This is a genomic window from Novosphingobium aeonii (assembly GCF_052279045.1).
In the GTDB taxonomy this organism is placed as follows: Bacteria; Pseudomonadota; Alphaproteobacteria; order Sphingomonadales; family Sphingomonadaceae; genus Novosphingobium.
Genome location: NZ_CP176833.1, coordinates 51,059 through 70,572 on the forward strand (window position 1 = coordinate 51,059; position 19,514 = coordinate 70,572).

Consider the following 19,514-nt stretch of genomic DNA (forward strand, 5'->3'; position numbering starts at 1 on the left):
TATCCCACAACTTTACCGTATCCGATATTTGTGGGATAAACGTTCATGCCCCGCATCCGCCCCTTCAGTGACGAACAATCGCGCCTGCTGGTAAACTTGCGCCAGCGCTACGAGGTATGGATCGACGCCGAGCGCGACCTGGCCGCCCTTCCCTACGATCTGCGGCGCAAGACGGTCAGCGGCCGCGAATATCTCTACCGCATCTTCGATCGCGGCGGCAACGGCAAGAGCCTCGGCCCGCTGACGCCGGAACGCGAAGCCGAATTCCATGACTATCATTCGCGCAAGGATGCCCTGAAGGAGCGCATCCGCGGCCTCCGCCCCGCCCTTGCCGAAAGCGCCGCACTCTACCGCGCGCTTCGTCTGCCGCTGCTGTCATCTGACGCCGGACCGATCCTGCGCGAGTGCGACCGGCGTGCCCTGCTCGGTTCGCACCTGCTGGTCGTGGGCACCAATGCGATCGCCGCCTACATGGTCGAGGCCAACGGCAGGATCGATCTGCCCGACGAGACGGAAGATTTCGACCTCGCCTGGGTTTCCCGCTCGGCGCAGGAGAACGAGCGGCGGGTATGGGACATGCTCAAGGCGGTGGATTCGACTTTCACGATCAATGCCGAGCGCGATTTCCAGGCGCGCAACGCCCGCGCCTATGAAGTGGAACTGCTGGTGGCGCCCTCGCGTGCCGCCACCCTCGGCGGAAGGGACCAGCCCCGGCCGGTTCCCCTGCCCGAACAGGAATGGCTGCTGCTTGGCCGTCCGGTGGATCAGGTGGTGGGTTGCCGCGATGGTTCCCCGGCACGGATCGTTGCGCCGGACCCGCGCTGGTTCGCGCTTCACAAGCTGTGGATGGCCGCGCAGGCGAAGCGCAACCCGCTCAAGCGCCCTAAGGACCGCGTTCAGGGCCTCGCATTGCTGGACGCGGTGGCCGAAGCCATGCCTCACTATCCGATGGACGCAGCCTTTCGGGCCGAGATTCCCGAGGAGATCCTGCCGCATTTCACGCAGTGGCAGGAAGAGTCAGGCCCCGCGGAGGATTCGCAATGGTGAGGCGCTGGCGCGCGATTTGAACACCTGCGCAGCCCGTCAGACGAGGCGGTGAACTTTCAGCACCGCGAATGCCGTTGCAGACTCAATATCCACAGACCGTTCAAATCGGCATTCTGTTTCCTGTATTTGTGCTCGACTGAACATCGGTTCATGCATATACCTGCAAAATCGTTCAAAAGTATATTGCGGGCAGAACATGCATTCACAAGTCGAGCGTATTGCCGAGATGGCTCAGGCCGGCGAAAAGATGATCGAGCGGCTGCGGCGCAAGGCTTTCCTGCCTGAAAGCCGCAAGGGTCTCAATGTCCGTTTCGGAATCGCCGAAGCGGCGACCCTGCTGGGCTGCTCCACGAATCGCATTCGCATGGCCGAAGACGACGGACGCCTGCCGCCACCTCCGGCTGCCGGAAACGGACGCCGGCTCGGCTATACGGTCGAGGAAATGCTGCACATGCGCGAAGTGCTGGGCGCCTCGCCCGCCCGTGCCCCGCTCGACGTTCCCGCCATGATCGCGGTCCAGAACTTCAAGGGCGGCGTCGGCAAGTCCACGGTCACGACGCACCTCGCGCACTATTTCGCGGTGCAAGGCTACCGCGTGCTGGTGGTGGATTGCGATAGCCAGGCGACCACGACGACGCTGTTCGGCTTCAACCCGCATTTCAACATCACCCGCGAAGAGACGCTCTACCCCTATCTCTCGATCGACCCGACGCAGGCCGACCTGCTCTATGCCGTCAAGCGCACGCCGTGGCCGAACGTGGACCTGATCCCGTCGAACCTCGAACTGTTCGATGTGGAATACGAACTGGCGGCTGCGGGTTCGGACGGACAGTCCGTTCTGGCCGCCCGCTTCCGCAAGCTCAAGGCGGGCCTCATGGATCTCGCGCGGGATTACGACGTGGTGATCCTCGATCCGCCGCCGGCACTGGGCACGATCTCGCTTGCGGTGATGCAGGCAGCCAATGCCCTGCTCGTTCCGCTCGCAGCCACGACGCCGGACTTCTGCTCGACCGTACAGTTCCTGTCGATGATGGATCAGGTGCTCGAACAGCTCGTGGGCGCGGGCATCTCGGTGGACTATTCCTTCGTGCGCCTGATCTGCTCGAAGTTCGACGGCAACGATCCCAGCCACGACATGGTCCGCACCATCATGGAGCAGACTTTCGGACCGGCTCTGCTTCCCGTGCCCATCCTGGAGAGCGCCGAGATCAGCCATGCGGCCTTGCGCATGATGACCGTCTACGAACTGGAAAAGCCGATCGGCACGCCCCGTACGCATAAGCGCTGCAAGGCCAATCTCGATGAAGCCATGGGCCAGATCGAGCAGCTCGTCCGCACCAGCTGGGGCCGCTCGCAGCGGGTTGACGAGGAACTTCTCGTCAATGGCTAAGCCACTGCCCTGCATCGGAAAAAACCTCTCAGACGGCGACTTTGTTCGCCTTATGTTCAAACCTCTCCATCTCGCGCGTCCTTCGAGGTAAGCCATGGCCCGCAAGCAATCCGACTATCTGGCAGCGCTGCTTTCCGACGACGATCTGGGGGGCGAAGACCAGGTCGCGTCCACCGCCGAAACGCCGCTGGATGATGCCACTACCGCCGCCGACCCGGCTCCCGAACCGCGCCTGCGCACCGAACGGACCCGCGGCACGACCCTGCTCGGCCGCGAAAGCGCACTGGCCCGCGTCGCTTCCGGCGAAGTGCGGCAAGTGACCCAGCTTCTCCTCGATCCGGCCCGTGTCCGCATCTGGCCGGGCAACGCCCGCAGCTATGCGCACCTTTCGGAGGAGTCCTGCCAGGAACTGATCGACTCCATCGTCGCCGAAGGGGGCCAGAAGGTTCCCGCCGTGGTGCGCCGGGTCGAGGGAGATGCCGATCACGATTATGAAGTGATCGCCGGCACGCGCCGCCACTGGTCGATCTCCTGGCTGCGCGCGCATTCCTACCCCGACATGCAGTTCGTGGCGCAAGTCGCCCAGCTTGATGACGAAGCCGCCTTCCGGCTTGCCGATCTCGAGAACCGTGCCCGCAAGGACGTGTCGGATCTCGAACGCGCCCGCAACTATGCCCAGGCCCTGCGCGATCACTACGGTAACCACATGACCCGCATGGCCGAACGCCTCAAGCTCTCCAAGGGCTGGCTTTCCAAGATGCTCAAGGTCGCGGGCATCCCGGACGCCGTCCTGTCCGCTTTCGCCTCCCCTGCCGATGTGCAGCTGAAGCCGGCCTACCCCCTCGCCCAGTTGCTGGACGATCGGGACAAGGCGGCCGCCGTGCGCAAGGAAGCAACCCGACTGGCGCGGGAACAGGCCGGCCGCCGCGCAGACGGTCGCCCTGCCCTGCCCGCTGCCGATGTACTCAAGGCCCTGCTCGCCGCTCCCGAAATGGACAGGGCAAAGCCCGAGCCGGTGGTGATCCCCTCAAGGCACGGCCGCCCCATGGCATCGGTCCAGTCAAGCAACCGCCAGGGCGTGACCTTGCGTCTTCATTCGGGCTCCGGTGCGAGCCGCGAAGAAGTGCTCACCGCCGTCCGGGCCCTGCTCGTCCAGCTCGACGAGGAAGGCCGGGGCCTGCAAACGTGACATGGGGGCAGGAACGGGGCGACGGCGCCCCGTCCTGTTTCTGCCGCCGGAAATCCCGGCGGCCCTCGCGGGCATTTCCTTTTGCCCGGTCTGGCTTTTTCGAAAGCCGACTTCAGATCCGAAACATGAGAATGCAGGGGCCGGTGTCCCTGCATTTTCTTTATCGGCCTCCTGTTTCCCCCCGGTTGTTTCCCCGGGGAAACATCATCTCGCCAGACTTGCGGCGATCGGCGCCGTTCCAGGCAGCTTCCGCACCGGCTTCTACAGTCTGGCGCGGTGAAACCGCGCCAAAAACCACGCACAAGTTCTGCACAACCAAGCTTCGCGGCGATTTGCCCCGCCCTGCCCTCCTCGCCATTATGGCAAGAATCACCCGAATCCGCCTCGTCCTGTTTCCCCGGGGAAACATCGCCGGGTCGTGTCCGGAATACCCTGTCACCTGCCCTCGCATGGGCCCTCGGTCGGAATGAAATGATGAGTCGCCCGAACAAAGAGACGACATCCGAACAGTTCGACCTGTTCCTCCCCTACATCGCCAACCTGCCGATGCGCGACCAGCGCGAGATAATGGAGCGTCCGTTCTTCAGCCTCGCCAAGTCCAAGCGCGTGAAGCCGATCGACTATACGAGCCCGGACGGCAAGCTGTGGGTCCACGTCTCCGCCAATCCGGACTATGGCATGGCCACGATCTGGGATGCGGATATCCTGATCTACTGTGCCAGCATGCTGGCCGACATGGCCCGGCGCGGCGTGAACGACGTGCCCCGCAAGCTGCACCTCATGCCATACGACCTGCTCCGCGCGATCGGCCGCCCGACTACGGGCCGTGCCTATGAACTGCTCGGCCAGGCGCTGGACCGCCTCGTGGCCACCACCATCAAGACCAATATCCGTGCCGAGAACCGCCGGGAAGCCACGTTCTCCTGGCTTGATGGCTGGACCCAGCTGGTCGACGAACGAACGGAGCGTTCGCGCGGCATGACCATCGAACTGTCGAACTGGTTCTGGGAAGGCGTGATGATGAAGGGCGGCGTGCTCTCCATCGATCGCGCCTATTTCAACATCACAGGCGGGCGGGAACGCTGGCTTTACAAGGTCGCCCGCAAGCATGCCGGCGGCGCAGGCGAGGGCGGTTTTGCCATCACCATGCCGGTTCTTTTCGAAAAGTCGGGTGCCGAAGGGCAGTATCGCCGCTTCAAGTTCGAAATGCTGAAGCTCGTCGAGAAGGACGAACTTCCGGGATATACCCTGTCCGTCGAAACGGCGAAGGACGGCGAACCCATGATCCGCATGCGGCGGGTGGACGGGAAGGGCGGGGCCGAGCCCGCGCTGCCGGGCGGAACGGCCGAAGCCGACGAACCTGCGGCGCAAGTCGAGATTTCGGTAAAGACCAGGGCCTCCAAGGCAACTACACCGGATGCCGGCAACGCACCTGTTTCCCCGGGGAAACCGGCCGCCGTCGATGCGCGGCAGCTCATCCGCCGCACGGTCTCCGGTCTTTCCGATGCCGCCACGCGCGGCTTCATGACGGACGAGACCATCGCCTATCTTCGCCAGAACTGCCCGGGCTGGGACCTCCATGCCCTTCACGCCGAGTTCGAACGTTGGGTCGCCGCCTCGCCGGAACGAACCCCCGCCGACTGGCAGCGTGCGTTCGTGGGCTGGGTCAAGCGCCATCACGAAAAGAATGGCCAGATGCTTCGCGGCTAGCCGCCCGTTCGGCCAGACGGCGGAACCTCCATCCATGACAGCCCCGGTGATCGGCGACGGTCTCCGGGGTTTTTCTTTGCCCGCGTGACACCCAAGACCGGCTCCCGGCCGGGTCTGCCCCGCCGATGCCACTCCCCGCCCGGGTCTGAAGCCCTGCGGCGCTCCCTTGCGAAATCCCCATCCAATTTCCCATCGGCAGGCAAAACCCATCTGCAAATCCCGATTCCGAGAGGGCAGGGTGGGAGGCCGAGTCAGGCGGTCTCTCTACCGAACCCGCCCTCAAGGGAATGCCCGGGCCCGCTGACCCTTCCCGCACCGCGGCGACATTCCTGCTTCACGTGCGCACTTGCTTGCCGCGCCCCTATCCAGCGGCCCCAACCAAACGCTGAGGGGCGAACAGTGCAGGCCTGATCATCTCGCTCGCAGGAACGCCTCCCGTTCCGGGAAACAGGGGTTCGCAGGGGAGGCGTTCCCGAAGTGTCGCGTTCTGCGATGAACCGCTCGGCGTGAACCTGCCGAATGCAGCGCACGAGCAGTGCTTTGAACCTTTATCAGGTGACCCCCGGAAAAACTGATTCAATTGAGCCACGGTTTTCCGGGGTTTCGACACACCGGGAACGCCCTGTCGCCATGCTTCGACCTATCGGGAACACCAGCTCGACCTTTCGGGAACAGGTACCCGATCCTTCGGGAACGCGTCAAACGTCACTTCAGGAACGGAGAGACGACATATCGGGAATGCCCCAATTCGCCGAATCGCAACGCTTGCGCGAGTCACGCGCAGTTCGGCCGCGCGTAACCTTCTAAATGATTCCTTCTAAAAAGGATTCTAACGCAGAACGAAGTTCAATTTCGGACTGAATGAGGGAAGGGCGCAGCGCGAGGACTGCCGGCCGCGCAGGCCAGCAACACTGGCGGCCGCGGCAATCGCAAAAAAAAAAGCGCGATCCTTACCGCGTGGCGACGATGAGGCCCTCACCGCACTCGCCGCACAGAGTGGAAGCCCGCGTCCTCATTTTAGGTTGTCGCTCAATTGGCTCAGGGATCAGATCCGCCCCGGCCGCCCGAATTGCAGCAAAATCGACGCCGAACCGCCAGACGAGGTTCAAATTCGAATCAACCGCGCCCAGCCCGCAAACAGATACCCCGAAATTTGCCCTCAGAAGCCCGTACAGCGCGATGATAGCCTCGCCGCACCCCAACCCTCTCCAGGTGTCGTTTCTGCGTTCTCACGGCGAGCCCTGCAAATCCGCAGATTTCTGCGGCTTTCCGGTCCATCGGGCCCGAAATCACCGGTTAACTGGGCATCGAGGCAGGATTTGTGCGTCAGACCGCCTTTGCGGCACACCGTCCGTTATCAAAGCCGTTTCGGACAACCACCTCTGTAGGATCGAACTGCCAGGGCATCGTGCGGTCTTTGCCCGGTCGGACTATTCGCCGAAGGAGGAGCGGCTCAGCAGTTCGTCGATTCGGCGCATCGATGCCTCGTATTCCTCGATGTCTGGCGAGGAGGAATCGAGCCCCGAAACTTCGGCGGGATCGGAAACCCTATCTCCCGGCGCATAGCTATGAAGGCGCGCCGCGTTGCGTGAAGCATGGGTGGCGATCAGCCCCGCAGCTTCGAGGCTGTTCACGATCACGCCGACACCCGGCCGCGAAGCGCCGAGCAGTTCCTCGATCTGGCGACCTCTCAATGCTCCGAACCCTGACAGCTTTCGGGCCAGCTGAAGCGCACGGCCGCTGCTGCGCCGATCCTGAAGGCGAGCGCGCAGCAGGGCGGCATCCCTTTCCGCGTCCCCCAGCCAGCGGTCGAGCCGGAAGAGCGCATCGTGCAGCGCCGAAATTGCCGCCTCATCCGCATTTGCAGCGCCGGGCATGTCCGGATCGGGAAGGGCGAGAGGCAAGACGACGAGCCCGGGGATCGGCATCGCGACGGGGAGCCCGTGGCGAGGGGCCAGATAGCCCCCGGCCAGAATATCCAGCGCCCACCGCGAATTTGCCAAATCCTCGCGTTCCACCGCGATACCGCCGATCAGATCGAGGGTTCTTTCCTGACGGGCGAAGCGCGCGGTCCGCGCAGCCGCCGCGAAAAGCATGCGCACCGGATCGAAGGGCAGGGCATCGTCAGCGGCGTCAAGCCCGCCAATAAGGCTGCGAGCTTCCGAAATGACGGAATGCGTATCTTCGTGTTCCCCGCCGCGCAGAAAGTCGGTGGGGGCCAGAAATGCCTTCAGGAGGCTCTCCGAGGCATCGGCCAGTTCCTGCCAAGGGCTATGCCGGAATTCGGTGAGTATGGCTTGGCAGAGGGCCTTGGGCGGGCGTAAACTAGGCCGTGAACCATCCGAAAGCGTTTCAAGGCCTGCGTACCAGGTGAAAAAGCGTTCGTCAGTGAATTCGTGCCCTTCCTGTCGGAGCGCGGCCATGAGGCTTTCGCGGATCAGACGTGCCGCCAGGATCTGCAAGGTGCCGTCGCCGGCTCGTGAAATGCCGACCTGGATGCGGCCGAGAAGCAGGGCGCAAAGGACCGCCGGTGTCGTCTCGAAGGCTTTCGGCGCGTTCTTGGGCATGAAATACCCTTGAAAATCATCAGGATAGCGGGCTTGAAACCTAAGTAAGGTTAAGTATACACCCTCTGATGTCAAGGTTTTAGTCGCTATCGATAGTCGACAGCCCGATAGCGCCTGCGGTGTCGAGGCAGAACCGGCCGAAAACGACAAGGGCATCAGCCCATCAAAGCGAACCGCAAGCGTCGGTTCCCGGCAGGCGGGCCGGTTACGCCAACCGGGCGTGTCCCGCAACAACGGCAAGTTCCCGCTGACGGCAGGGAGATGCCGTGGCAATGCCCGCGTCCGGCGGCGGTGCCGGACGCGGGGGAAGGGCGGGCAGGGGGCCTTTGTTCAGTCCCCGCAGGCGTTCATCGGCATGGAAATGTAGTCCAGTTTCACGTCGGAGACGGCGATGGACAGCGGCCCGGTGGCCGAGAGCACCAGCGGCGCGGTCAGGGCGTGCATGTCGGCACCGCGACTGGCGAAGCATTGCAGCGGAATGGCGAAAGAGCCCCATTCGCCCGGCGCCGTTTTGGCCAGGGTTGCGCCGACCGGCACGCTGATGGTCTTGCCGCCGCTCTCTACGCCGATGCTTACCGGCGTGGCCGGACGGTCACCGAGGCGGTACTGGACGACGAGGCTGATTTCACCGTTGCTCTCTCGCGAGAGGTCCAGAGGGCGCGGTGCGACGATGGCGACCCGGCCGGGCGAGCCGGCGGCCCAGGTGAACAGGCGGGCATCCTCCTGCGCGCGGCGATCCATTCCGGATTGCTTTACCAGTTCGGTATCGATGGACCAGCCCGGCGGCACCTTTCCGGCCCCGTAGAACACGCCCGGCGTGGCCTGCGCCATGTCGGCAGGGCGGGTTTCGTCGAGCCGTGCAACCTTGCCGGGAGCAGCATAGGACAGGCCGTATCCGAAGGGGAAAAGCGGATCATAGCCGGGATCGCGGCGGTTGAGCACGTATTGGTCGGGGCGTTTGGGCCAGGAGAAGCTGAGCTTGCCCTTGAAGTCGTGATTGATGGCACCGTCCGCCCTGGTGAACAGGACATCGGACACACCGCCGCCCTCGCTGCCCGGCAGGAAAGCTGCGACGAAGGCATCCGATGCGTTGAGCTCGGCATTCACCCAGAGCGGACGCCCCGAAAGGAACACGGCGACGACCGGGATGCCTGCCGCCTTGAGCCGCTTGAGCATGGCAAGGTCGGGCTTGTCTCCGGGGCTGTATTCGAGGTTGGGAATGTCGCCCTTGAATTCTGCATAGGGCGTTTCGCCGAAGACGACGATGGCGGCGTCCGGCTTCTTCGTGAAAGTGCCATCGGGCGCGTAAGTCGCAGTGCCGCCTGCCGCGCTCACGGTTTCCTCGATGCCCTTCCAGATGGAAGTGGCGTTGGGGAAGGCGCTGTTGGGCAGATCCGCGCCCTGCCAGGTGATGGACCAGCCACCCGCCTGCTGGCTGACGCTGTCCGCCGCCGTGCCCACCACGAGGATGCTGGCGTTCGGCTTGAGCGGCAAGACGCCTTCGTTCTTGAGCAGAACCAGCGATTCCCGCACCGCCTGCCGGGCGATGGCCTTGTGGGCGGGGCTGGAGATCACATCGAACTTGCCCGCGACGGCGCGGCTCGACGGGCGACCACGGTCGAAGGTTCCAGCGCGAACTTTCACGCGCAGGATACGGCGCACCGCATCGTCCAGACGGGCGGCAGGAATGGTGCCGTCCTTCGCTTCGCGCAGGGTATTCTCATAGAGCTGCTTCCAGCCCGGGCCGGAATACATGAACATGTCCAGCCCGGCATTGATCGCCTGCGGGCAGTCCTCGTTGGTGCAGCCCTTCACCTGCCCATGGCTGTTCCAGTCACCCACCACGAAGCCGTCGAAGCCCATGCGTTCCTTGAGCACGCCGGTCAGGAGCGATGCATTGCCGCTCATCTTCTCGCCGTTCCAGCTTGAGAAACTGGCCATGACCGACTGGGTGCCTGCCTCGATCGCGGCGGGATAGCCGCCGAGATGGACGTCGCGCAGCACCTCTTCCGAAACCCGCGTGTCGCCCTGGTCGCGCCCGCCGGTGCCGCCGTCTCCGAGGAAGTGCTTGGTCGTGGCGATCAGGTGGTTCGGGGCGAGGAAGTCCTTTGTGCCGACTTTGCCCTGAACGCCTTCGATCATCGCGCCGGCATAGTCGGCCGCGATTTCCGGTTCCTCGCCATAGCTTTCGTATGTGCGGCCCCAGCGATCGTCCTGCACCACGGCCAGCGTGGGCGCAAAGGTCCAGTCGAGCCCGGCGGCGGCGGTTTCCAGCGCGGTCACTTCGCCGATCTTGCGGATCAGGTCCCGGTCCCGCGCGGCGCCGAGGCCGATGTTGTGCGGGAAGAGCGTGGCGCCGACGATGTTGTTGTTGCCGTGGACGGAATCGGTGCCCCAGATGATCGGGATCTTCGGGCGACCGTCGCTGCGGGTCATCGAGGCATCGTAGAACTCGTCCGCCAGTTGCAGCCACTTGGCGGGAGAGGCGTATTCGTCGTCATAGGGGCCGCTGTTGCCGCCGTTCAGCACGGAACCGATCTTGTAGGTCACCACGTCGGCGGGCTTGATCGAGCCGATGTCGACCTGGATGAGCTGGCCCACCTTGTCTTCCACGGACATGGCGCGGATCAGCGTATCGACGCGCTTCTCCACTTTCGGATCGCGCTTGGGCTGGGCGTTTACCCTGGGCCAGATCGCGGGATTGGCCACGGAAGATGCGGACAGGGAGGGCGATTGCGCGCCCGCCGCACCGGCCAGCGCCAGGGCAAGGATCGACAGGGAAGCGGCGGGGGAAAGGCGGGTCATGAAGTCTCCTGCAAAGGGTGGCTATCAGGCAGCGTCGGCGATCACGGCCTTGCCGTCATCCGGTCGAGGCGGGCAGAACCTGCCAGGGCGGCGTCGCCTGCGAAATGGCCGATGCGCAGCGAATATGTGCCTGCATCGAGAACCCAGCCCGGCGCCGCATTGTCGAAGCGGGCGATAACGCGCGGATCGACGGTCAGCGAGACGTGGCGGGTCTCGCCGGGCTTGAGCCAGACCTTCTCGAACCCGGCGAGGCGATAGGCCCGGGTGCCCGCAGCGCTCTTCGCCTCGACATAGAGCTGCGGCACGTCGGCGCCTTCGCGCTTGCCGCTGTTGGTCACGTCGAACTCGACGGTCAGCCTCGCGCCATCGGTGACCTTGAGGCCGGCGTAGCGGAAGCTGGTGTAGGTGAGGCCATGGCCGAAGGGGAACAGCGGCTTCTCGTTCCTTGCCGCATACCAGCGATAGCCGACATCGGCGCCTTCGGGGTAGTCCACCGGGAAGGGAGCGACGCCGCCGCTCATGCCGTAGACGGTCTTGTCCCCGGCACTGCGGCGGGCATCGGCGGCGTGGAGTTCGGCAAGGCCGAGCGGCTGCGGGCGCGGCGCCTGCGCGATGCTGGCCGGGAAGGTGATGGGCAGGCGGCCCGAGGGATCGACATCGCCGAACAGGATATTGGCGATGGCCTCGCCGCCGCGCTGGCCGGGATACCAGGCGTGCAGGATCGCGGGCACGCGGTTGACCCAGGGCATCAGCACCGGCCCGCCCGCTTCGACGACCACCAGCGTCTTCCTGTTGGCGCCTGCGACCGCGTCGATCAGGGCGTCCTGGTTGTCCGGCAGGGCCATGCTTTCGGGGTCCTGCGCTTCGGTGCGCCAGGCCCAGGCGAAGACCACCGCCATGTCGGCGCCCTTGGCAGCGGCAGCGGCGGCCTTGGGATCGCTGCCATCCACGTAAGTGACGCTGGCCCCCGGCGCCAGCGCCTGGATCGCCTTCAGCGGCGAGGAGGCATGCCAGGTGATCCGCGCGAAGGAGGCGGCCGCGCCTTCGGTCAAAGGAATCTCGACCGGCGCGCCGCCCACCGAGCGGACCTGCGAGGAACCGCCGCCGGAAAGCACGCCCACATCGGCATGGGCGCCGATCAGCACGATCTTCTTCGCCGTCTTGGCCAGCGGCAGCAGGTTGCCCTGGTTCTTGAGCAGGACGATCCCTTCCTCCGCTGCGCGCTGGGCGACGAGGGCATGGGCGGCATAGTCGATGGGCTGGGCGCTCTCGGGAACGGGATTGTCCATCAGCCCGCTGTCGATCACGCCGAACAGGATGCGGCGGACCATGTCGTCGAGGCGGGCCATCGGGATGCGCCCGGCCTTCACCGCTTCGGCAAACCTGGTGTCGAAGAACATCTGGTCGTCCAGTTCCTGCCCGGAATCCTGGTCGAGACCGTTGATGGCGGCCTTTTCGGTGGAGTGGACGGCCCCCCAGTCGGACATGACCCAGCCCTTGTAGGCCCAGTCCTGCTTGAGGACCTTGTTCAGCAGCCAGTCGTTCTCGCAGGCATAGTCGCCGTTGACCTTGTTGTAGGCGCACATGACAGAGGCGGGGCGGCCGCTTTCGATGCCGAGCTGGAAGGCCAGCAGGTCACTTTCGCGCAGTTCGGCGGTGCCGATCCGCGCGTCGAGCACGGTGCGGCCGGTCTCCTGCGAATTGAGCGCGAAGTGCTTGATGGTGGAGACGATGTGATTGCTCTGCACGCCCTTGATGTGCTCGCCCACCATGACGCCGGCGAGCAGGGGGTCTTCGCCGAGATATTCGAAATTGCGGCCGTTCCAGGGATCGCGGGTAAGGTTGACGCCGCCCGCCAGCAGCACGTTGAAGGTCTTGGCGCGCGCTTCGGCGCCGATCATCGCGCCGCCTTCGTAGGCGAGCCGGGGGTTGAACGTGGCGGCGGTGGCGATGCTGGCGGGAAGCGCGGTGGCCACGTCGCCCTTGCGCTGCTCGATCTGGTTGGCAACGCCGAGGCTGGCGTCGCTTTCACGCAGGGTCGGGATGCCGAGGCGCGGGATGCCGGGTATGTGCCCTGCCGAGGGGATCATCGCGATCGGCACAGCGGGCTTGGCCAGCGGCGGGAAGTAGCCGTGGACGAGCTGCAGCTTCTCTTCCAGCGTCATCGCCTTGACCAGCGCATCGGCGCGCGCCTCTGCCGACTGGCCGGTGCCGGCGGTTGGGGCGGTTGCGGCGGCGGGCGCTATGGTCTGCTGCGCCAGGGCGGGCGAAGTCAGGCTGCTGCCGATGGTCAGCGCGGCAAGCAGGGCGGCAATCTTCATCGTCATCGGGAAACCTTGGAAAAGCGGGGGACGGAACGGGCGTGATAGCGCTCGAGCAGGGTGCGGTGATCGGGCAGGGCGGCCCGCGCTCCGGCATGGGCGGCGCGGACGCGGGCAAAGACGTCCCGCGCTTCCTGCGCGCCGGGGTAGCGGCGGATACCGGCGGAAAGCCGTGTTTCGAAGCCCATGCCGTAAAGGATGTAGTGGTAGCTCGGCGGCAGGAACGTCTCCAGATCGACCACGAAGTCGAACCGCGAGGGCGGGCGGTGGCGCCACTGGGCCAGCATGTCCTGCAAGGCTTCGGGGATCGAGGCCGGATCGGCGTTGTCCCGCCAGTAGGCGGTGTCGGTACGGCGGGTGATGCAATAGTGGAGCTTCAGGAAATGGACGATGCGCTCGAAGCGCGCGGCCATCAGCCGGTTGAAGCTGCGCGCGGCGGCCGCGCGGGCACCACGGTCGCCGGGAACCAGGAATTCGCCGATCATCTTCAGCGCGGCTTCGATCAGCATGATGCCGGTCGATTCCAGCGGCTCGAAGAACCCGGCGGAAAGGCCCACCGCCACGCAGTTGCCGATCCACTGGGTCTCCCGGTAGCCGGTCTCGAAGCGAAGCTGGCGCGGGGTGAGGGCGGCGCCCTCGCTGCCGAGATAGCGGCGCAGGGTCGTTTCCGCCTCGTCGTCCGAACAGTGGTTGCTGGAATAGACATAGCCCACGCCCCGGCGTTCGCTGAGGCCGATATCCCAGGTCCAGCCTGCCTCGTGCGCGGTGGCCAGCGTGTAGGGCCGCACCGGCGCGCCGGGCTCGGCGTAGGGAACCTGCATCGCCAGCGCCCGGTCGTTGAACAGGCTGCCGGCGCAGGACGTGAAGGGGGAGCCCAGCGTCCGCCCGATCAGGAGCGCGCTGAAGCCCGAGCAGTCGAGGAAGAAATCGCCTTCGATCCGGCGGCCATCGGCCAGCATCAGGGCGGTGATGTCGCCGCTGCCGTCCTTGCGCTCGACCGCGGCTACCGTGCCTTCGATGCGGGTAACGCCGGCGGCCACCGAAATGTCGCGCAGATAGGCGGCGAAACGGGCGGCGTCGAAGTGATAGGCATAGTTCATCGGGCCGGAGAAATCGGGGTCTTCCGCCCGTTTCGGCGCGCGACCGGCGCGGATGACCTGTTCCTGCACGGTGACCGCATCGGCCCATGACGGGCGCGCGGCGCTGTCATCGCCGATCCAGTGCGGCAGCAGCGCCTCGTCCTCCCCGCCGACGGGCAGGTTGAACGGGTGGAAGTAGCTGTCGCTGCCGGTGGCCCAGCCATCGAACAGCACGCCCTGCTTGAAGGTGGCGTCGGCACGGGCGAGGAATTCCGCCTCGCCGATGCCGAGGCCGGCCAGTGTCGTGCGGATGGTGGGAAAAGTGCCTTCCCCCACGCCGATGATGCCGATCTCGCCGGATTCCACCAGCGTGACGTCGGCCATCTTCAGCGTGCGGGAAAGATAGGCGGCGGACAGCCATCCGGCCGTGCCGCCGCCCAGGATGACGACGCGACCGGAAGAGGGATAGTCGGTCGTCATTGTCCTGTCCTTTCAGCTTTCGATCAGAAGCTCGCGCGGGCGCGGACGCCCCAGGTACGCGGCGGCTGGAGGTTCGAGAGGAACACCGGATCGTAGCGCGGCGCGCCGAAGGCGCCGGCACCGGTGCGGATGTGTCCGTTCTCGATGTTCTGGACGAAGGCTTCGACCGAGTACTTGCCGTCAGCCGGCTCGAAACGGATCGAGGCGTCCGAGCGGAAGTAGGCCTTCTGCTTGTCCCACGAGGTGCCGTTGGTGCCGCGGTCGGGCATGTTGTCCGCCGGATCGTTGGCATTCACGAAGGGATTGGCATCGCCGTTGAAGTAGCTCAGCCAGCTCTTGGTCTCGTAGTGCGTGGTGAAGCGCGGGGTGATCCGCGCGCCGCTCGCCAGTTCGAAGTCGTGCTCGTAGCTCAGCGTCGCCGAGAAGCGCGGCGCGTGGGCCAGTTCGTTGCCCTTGAGCTGCACGATCGAGGAGGCCTTGCCGCCGTCGTAGAGACGACCGTCGACGCTTTCCAGATCGTCCAGCTTGGTCTTCTGCAGCGTGGCCGAGAAGTTCAGGCGGTCCGCGGCGGTGAAGGCCGCATTCATTTCCGCTTCCAGGCCGTAAGCCTTCGCGCCCTTGGCGTTCTGGGTCACGATCTGGCTGCGCACGACATTGCCTTCATCGTCGCGGAAGGTGACGGCCTGGTTGACCTGGTATCCCTTGAAGTCGGAATAGTAGGCGGCCAGGTTCAGCGTCACGGCCCGGTCGAGCAGGCGGGTCTTGAGGCCGACTTCGTAGTTGGTCAGGGTTTCCGGATCGGTCAGCCCGGCATTGTCCTGGATGTTGCCCGACTTGAAGCCGGTGGAGATGCTGGCATAGCCCAGGGTGTCGGCCGCGATGTCGGCATCGACGCGGGCGAGGTAGGTCAGCTTGTCCCACTTGCCCTTCACGTCGTTGTTCGAGATCGAGAAGCCGGGCAGCAGGTCCACCAGCTGCGCGGCGGTGGCGCCGGGATAGGCGCCGAAGATGCCGCCGGTGCAGGCGCCGCCGGGGGCCTTGTCGGCATCGGTGCAGCCTTCGCCAGAGAAGGTCACGTTACGGCCGCCGATGTCCTGCTTCTTGTCGGAGGTGTAGCGCAGGCCGCCGGTGAAGCGCAGCCAGTCAGACGCATGCCACACGGCCTGGCCGAACACGGCGCGGCTATCGATCTGGCGATTGGCCTGGATGAAGCTGCCCGCCCAGCTGAAGGTGCCGTCGCGGTAGCCGTTGCGCTGGTCGATATCGAAGCGGATCTTGTTCTTCTCGTGGCTGTAATAGGCGCCGAGGATCCAGTCGATGTCGTTCTCGCCGGTGGACTTGAGCTGGAGTTCGTGGCTCTGGAAGTCATAGCGCGAGGAGAGCGTGGCGTTCTCGTTGAAGGCGCCGAGCGGCAGGTCGTTGCCGTCCGCGTCCACCTGGCCGGTCGGGGGCAGGGCGCCCGCGTCGGCGTCGGTGCGGGTGCTGCCGCCGATGCGCGACCAGCCACCGATGTAGCTGAGCTGGATGCCGTCCGTGATGTCGTAGTTCATCGTGCTGCGCACGGCGACCGAGTAACGATCGGTTTCAGGCGCGGTATCGCTGAGCGTGGACCAGCGCTTGGTGCCCGCGCGCGGGGTCTGGAGCAGGCCGATGACCGGCGCGCCGTTGTCGAGGAAACCTTCGGCCGAAAGGTTCCAGCTGAAGCGGTCGCTCGGCTGCCAGAGCATCGAGACGCGGCCCGACTGCTGGTCCGCCGCGTAGTACTTCTTGCCCGAAGTGACGAAGGCGGACTTGTTGATGCCGACGATGTCGGGCGCGGCCTGGTAATCGGCATAGCCGTCATGACGGTCGCTGACGAAGGCGACGCGGAAGGCCAGCGTATCGGTGACGGGGATGTTGATCGCGCCGCGCATGCCGAAGCGGTCGTAATTGCCCGCGGTCAGTTCGAGGTTGCCGCTGAATTCGCCGAGCTTGGGCTTGGCCGAGATCAGGCTGAGCGCGCCGACGGTGGCGTTGCGGCCGAACAGCGTGCCCTGCGGGCCGCGCAGCACTTCGACGCGTTCCATGTCGTACATCAGCACCGATGCGCCCTGCGAGCGCGGCGAGTATACGCCGTCGATGTAGATGGCGACTTCGGGGTCGGCCACTTCGGTATAGGCGCTGTCGTTGCCGATGCCGCGCAACGTCAGCAGCACGGCCGACTGGTCGCCCTGTTGGTTGAACTGCAACGAGGGGACGAAACGGGCAAGGTCGGTCACGTCCTTGACGCCGTTCTTGGTCAGCGTTTCCTGGCTGAAGGCCGAGATCGCGATCGGGGTCGATTGCAGGGTGGTTTCGCGGCGGGTCGCGGTAACGATGATATCGTTGTCGGAAACGGTCTGCTGCGCCGATGCCGCGGCATCCTGGGCGTGAGCGGCAGATACGGAAAATAGGCAAGCCGCGAGCGCTGTGCCCGCGACGAGATCGTGCCTCGTCATGTCATCCTCCCGAATGTTTGTTACTTGTGAGGGTGCAATGCCCAAGCCCTGACATCGTTGTCAAGCCTGATTTGACATCGATGTCAGGGCTTGGGTCAGGATAAGGCCGGTGCTGTGTCTTCGGGGAAACAGTCCTTTTGCCATCCCGGGCGCAGTGCCATAGATGCCTCACATGTCGCGCACCGCCCCACCCGTTCTGCCGTCCGATGCGCAGGAATCCCTCGTCAGGCGGCTGTTCTGGCTTTCGATCGGCGTGTTCTTCATCGGCGGCTTCCTGAGCGCATCCGTCAGCCTGCTGGTGCCGCAGCTCAAGGCGGTGCTGGGGCTGGACTACAAGGGCGCGCTGCTCGTCCAGCTTGCCTTCCATTCGAGCTATCTCCTGTTCGCCCTACCGGCGGCGCTGGCGGTGGTGCGAATCGGGTACATGCGGGCGATCGCCATCGGCCTGTCGGTCATGACGGCGGGATGCCTGTCGCTGGCGCTGGCGCAGGGGATGCGGCAGTTCCTGCTGGTACTGGGCGCGCTGCTGCTGCTTTCGGCGGGGCAGACGGTCCTGCAGATCGCGTCCAACACCGTGGTCACGGTGATCGGGCCGTCTCGCGGGGCGGCGGTGCGGCTCAACCTGCTGCAGGGCTTCAATTCCCTGGGCACGGTGCTGGGCCCCGTGCTGAGCGCGCCGTTCCTGCTGGCGAACATCACGCCGGGGGATCGGGGCGGCGGAACGGCATCCGTCCCGTTCGTGGCGATCGGCGCGGTGCTGGCGGTGCTGTCGGCCCTCTATGTCGGCCACCGCGCCCTGCTGTCGGCGGCGCCTGCCGGCGCGGGCAGGATGCTCCCGCCGGACTGGTCGCGGCAGATATTCTCCGTCCTGCGCGATCGCCGGCTGCGATGGGGGACGGCGGCGATCTTCGTCTATGTGGGCGCGGAAGTGACGATCGGAACCCTGATGACGAACGTGCTGATGCTGCCCGAACGCCTGGCGCTGGAACCGGTCAGCGCGGGGAGGCTGGTCGGCCTCTACTGGGCCGGCGCCATGGTCGGGCGCTTCGCGGGCGCGTGGATGCTGACGCGCATGGCCGAGGCGCGCCTGCTGCTTTACGCCGCGCTGGCGGCGATCGCGCTGACGGTGGCTGCCACCGTGCTGCCCGGAGCGGCAGGCGCCGCCGCGCTGATCGCGGTGGGGCTCTGCAACGCGATCATGTATCCCACCATCTATGCCCTGGCGATGCCGCAGGACAGCCGGCAGGCGCCGCTCGCCTCGATGTGGCTGTGCATGGCCGTGGTCGGCGGAGCGGTGGTTCCGATCCTGACCGGGGCCGCCGCCGATGCCGCGGGCCTGCTTCCGGCCTTGCTGCTTCCGGCGCTGTGCTATGCGGGGATCGCGGGGTTCGCGGGCATGTGCCGGCGGCCGAGGGAGGTGGCGGCATGAGTATCGTGACGATCAAGGATGTCGCCGCAAGGGCAGGCGTCTCGCCGAAAACCGTTTCGCGCGTCATCAATGGCGAAGCGCATGTCCGCCCGGAACTGCGCGATCTGGTGCAGCGGATCGTGGCGGAGCTGGACTACCGGCCCAATGCCTTCGCCCGCAGCCTTTCAAGCTCGCGCTCCTATCTGCTGGGTCTGTTCATCGACGATCCGGTGTCCGGCTATGCCGCCGATGTCCAGCACGGCGCCCTGATGGGCTGCCGCGCGCGCAGCTATCACCTGGTGGTGGAGCCGGTCGACCTTGCCGCGCCGGACTGGGCGCTTGAAGTGCGCGCCAGCATTGCGGCGCTGCGGCTGGACGGGGCGATAGTCGCCCCGCCGATTTGCGACGATGCGGCGCTGATGGCGATCTTCGCGGAGGCGGGGCTGCCCACCGTACTGGTCGCCCCCAGCAAGGCCCCCACCGGTTCCGGCACGGTGCGCATGGACGATCGCGGCGCGGCGCGGGAAGTGACCGAATACCTGCTGGGCCTCGGCCATCGCCGCATCGGCTTCGTGCAGGGGCCGCTCAGCCACAGCGCATCGGCCCGCCGTGAGGAAGGCTTCCGCGCGGCCATGGCGGCCGCCGGCGTCGATATCGACGAGGCCAGCGTGGTGCGGGGAGATTTCACCTCGCGGTCCGGGTTGGCGCTGGGCGAACGGCTGCTGGCGCTGAAGGACCGGCCGACGGCGATCTTCGCCTCCAACGACGACATGGCGCTGGGCGTGCTCATCACCGCCATGAAGCACGGCATCGCCGTTCCCGAAACGCTGTCCCTGTGCGGGTTCGACGATGCGCCCTCGTCGCGCGCGGCATGGCCGCAATTGACCACGGTGCGCCAGCCCAAGGCGGAAATGGCGGCGGCGGCGGTGGATATCCTCGTCGATCCGCAATTCCGCCGCACCGCCGGGGGAGAAGGTTCGCACCTGATGCTGCCGCACGAACTGATCGTCCGGGGCAGCACCGGACCGGCCTGAGAGCAGC

11 protein-coding genes are annotated in these 19,514 nt (G+C 65.7%); 6 read left to right on the forward strand and 5 right to left on the reverse strand.

All coding sequences use genetic code 11. From position 1 onward, the window contains the following. The first annotated feature begins 45 nt into the window (after positions 1-45). The 4 genes from ACLIMP_RS16195 (at position 46) to ACLIMP_RS16210 (ending at position 5,336) form a co-directional block, all read left to right on the forward strand. Positions 46-1,047, forward strand: a complete 1,002-nt coding sequence (locus ACLIMP_RS16195) for a GSU2403 family nucleotidyltransferase fold protein (RefSeq protein ID WP_054436404.1) — start codon at positions 46-48, stop codon at positions 1,045-1,047. A 196-nt stretch (positions 1,048-1,243) separates the two neighbouring features. Continuing rightward, entirely contained in the window at positions 1,244-2,437 is a 1,194-nt protein-coding gene (locus ACLIMP_RS16200) for an AAA family ATPase (protein WP_054436403.1), read from the forward strand. Between the two features lie 94 nt (positions 2,438-2,531). Then, positions 2,532-3,626, forward strand: coding sequence for a ParB/RepB/Spo0J family partition protein (locus ACLIMP_RS16205; protein WP_054436402.1), 1,095 nt, complete (start codon positions 2,532-2,534; stop codon positions 3,624-3,626). Between the two features lie 474 nt (positions 3,627-4,100). Further along, on the forward strand, positions 4,101-5,336 hold the full coding sequence (locus ACLIMP_RS16210; RefSeq protein WP_443478547.1) for a replication initiator protein A: 1,236 nt from the start codon (positions 4,101-4,103) through the stop codon (positions 5,334-5,336). A gap of 1,430 nt (positions 5,337-6,766) precedes the next feature. Here the strand turns inward: ACLIMP_RS16210 and ACLIMP_RS16215 are convergent. From ACLIMP_RS16215 to ACLIMP_RS16235, 5 genes are all read right to left on the reverse strand, one after another. Further along, complete coding sequence (locus ACLIMP_RS16215) at positions 6,767-8,134, reverse strand: MarR family transcriptional regulator (protein ID WP_324699162.1); 1,368 nt, start codon at positions 8,132-8,134, stop codon at positions 6,767-6,769. Between the two features lie 99 nt (positions 8,135-8,233). After that, the gene (locus ACLIMP_RS16220; protein ID WP_054436400.1) at positions 8,234-10,708 is read right to left on the reverse strand and encodes a glycoside hydrolase family 3 protein; all 2,475 of its coding nucleotides are present in this window, start codon (positions 10,706-10,708) and stop codon (positions 8,234-8,236) included. 41 nt (positions 10,709-10,749) lie between these two features. After that, on the reverse strand, positions 10,750-13,035 hold the full coding sequence (locus tag ACLIMP_RS16225; protein ID WP_054436399.1) for a beta-glucosidase family protein: 2,286 nt from the start codon (positions 13,033-13,035) through the stop codon (positions 10,750-10,752). Further along, on the reverse strand, positions 13,032-14,588 hold the full coding sequence (locus ACLIMP_RS16230) for a tryptophan halogenase family protein (RefSeq protein ID WP_132469598.1): 1,557 nt from the start codon (positions 14,586-14,588) through the stop codon (positions 13,032-13,034). Before ACLIMP_RS16230 ends, ACLIMP_RS16225 begins: the two co-directional genes overlap by 4 nt. Before the next feature lie 23 nt (positions 14,589-14,611). Continuing rightward, positions 14,612-17,065 carry a TonB-dependent receptor gene (locus ACLIMP_RS16235; RefSeq protein ID WP_054436398.1) on the reverse strand — a complete coding sequence of 818 codons (2,454 nt, stop codon included), beginning with the start codon at positions 17,063-17,065 and terminating at the stop codon, positions 14,612-14,614. A 172-nt stretch (positions 17,066-17,237) separates the two neighbouring features. Here ACLIMP_RS16235 and ACLIMP_RS16240 point away from each other — a divergent pair, with 172 nt between their 5' ends. Continuing rightward, positions 17,238-18,494, forward strand: a complete 1,257-nt coding sequence (locus ACLIMP_RS16240; protein WP_132469597.1) for an MFS transporter — start codon at positions 17,238-17,240, stop codon at positions 18,492-18,494. Next, a complete protein-coding gene (locus ACLIMP_RS16245) occupies positions 18,491-19,507 on the forward strand; it encodes a LacI family DNA-binding transcriptional regulator (protein WP_443478548.1) in 1,017 nt (338 codons plus the stop codon). The genes ACLIMP_RS16240 and ACLIMP_RS16245 overlap by 4 nt, the downstream gene beginning before the upstream one ends. The last annotated feature ends 7 nt before the right edge of the window (positions 19,508-19,514 follow it).

Coding starts and splice junctions, on each gene's coding strand:
- ACLIMP_RS16220 (WP_054436400.1), bottom strand. CDS start 10,708: ATGACCCGCCTTTCCCCCGCCGCTTCCCTGTCGATCCTTGCCCTGGCG.
- ACLIMP_RS16235 (WP_054436398.1), bottom strand. CDS start 17,065: ATGACGAGGCACGATCTCGTCGCGGGCACAGCGCTCGCGGCTTGCCTA.
- ACLIMP_RS16210 (WP_443478547.1), top strand. CDS start 4,101: ATGAGTCGCCCGAACAAAGAGACGACATCCGAACAGTTCGACCTGTTC.
- ACLIMP_RS16205 (WP_054436402.1), top strand. CDS start 2,532: ATGGCCCGCAAGCAATCCGACTATCTGGCAGCGCTGCTTTCCGACGAC.
- ACLIMP_RS16225 (WP_054436399.1), bottom strand. CDS start 13,035: ATGACGATGAAGATTGCCGCCCTGCTTGCCGCGCTGACCATCGGCAGC.
- ACLIMP_RS16195 (WP_054436404.1), top strand. CDS start 46: ATGCCCCGCATCCGCCCCTTCAGTGACGAACAATCGCGCCTGCTGGTA.
- ACLIMP_RS16240 (WP_132469597.1), top strand. CDS start 17,238: ATGTCGCGCACCGCCCCACCCGTTCTGCCGTCCGATGCGCAGGAATCC.
- ACLIMP_RS16245 (WP_443478548.1), top strand. CDS start 18,491: ATGAGTATCGTGACGATCAAGGATGTCGCCGCAAGGGCAGGCGTCTCG.
- ACLIMP_RS16200 (WP_054436403.1), top strand. CDS start 1,244: ATGCATTCACAAGTCGAGCGTATTGCCGAGATGGCTCAGGCCGGCGAA.
- ACLIMP_RS16230 (WP_132469598.1), bottom strand. CDS start 14,588: ATGACGACCGACTATCCCTCTTCCGGTCGCGTCGTCATCCTGGGCGGC.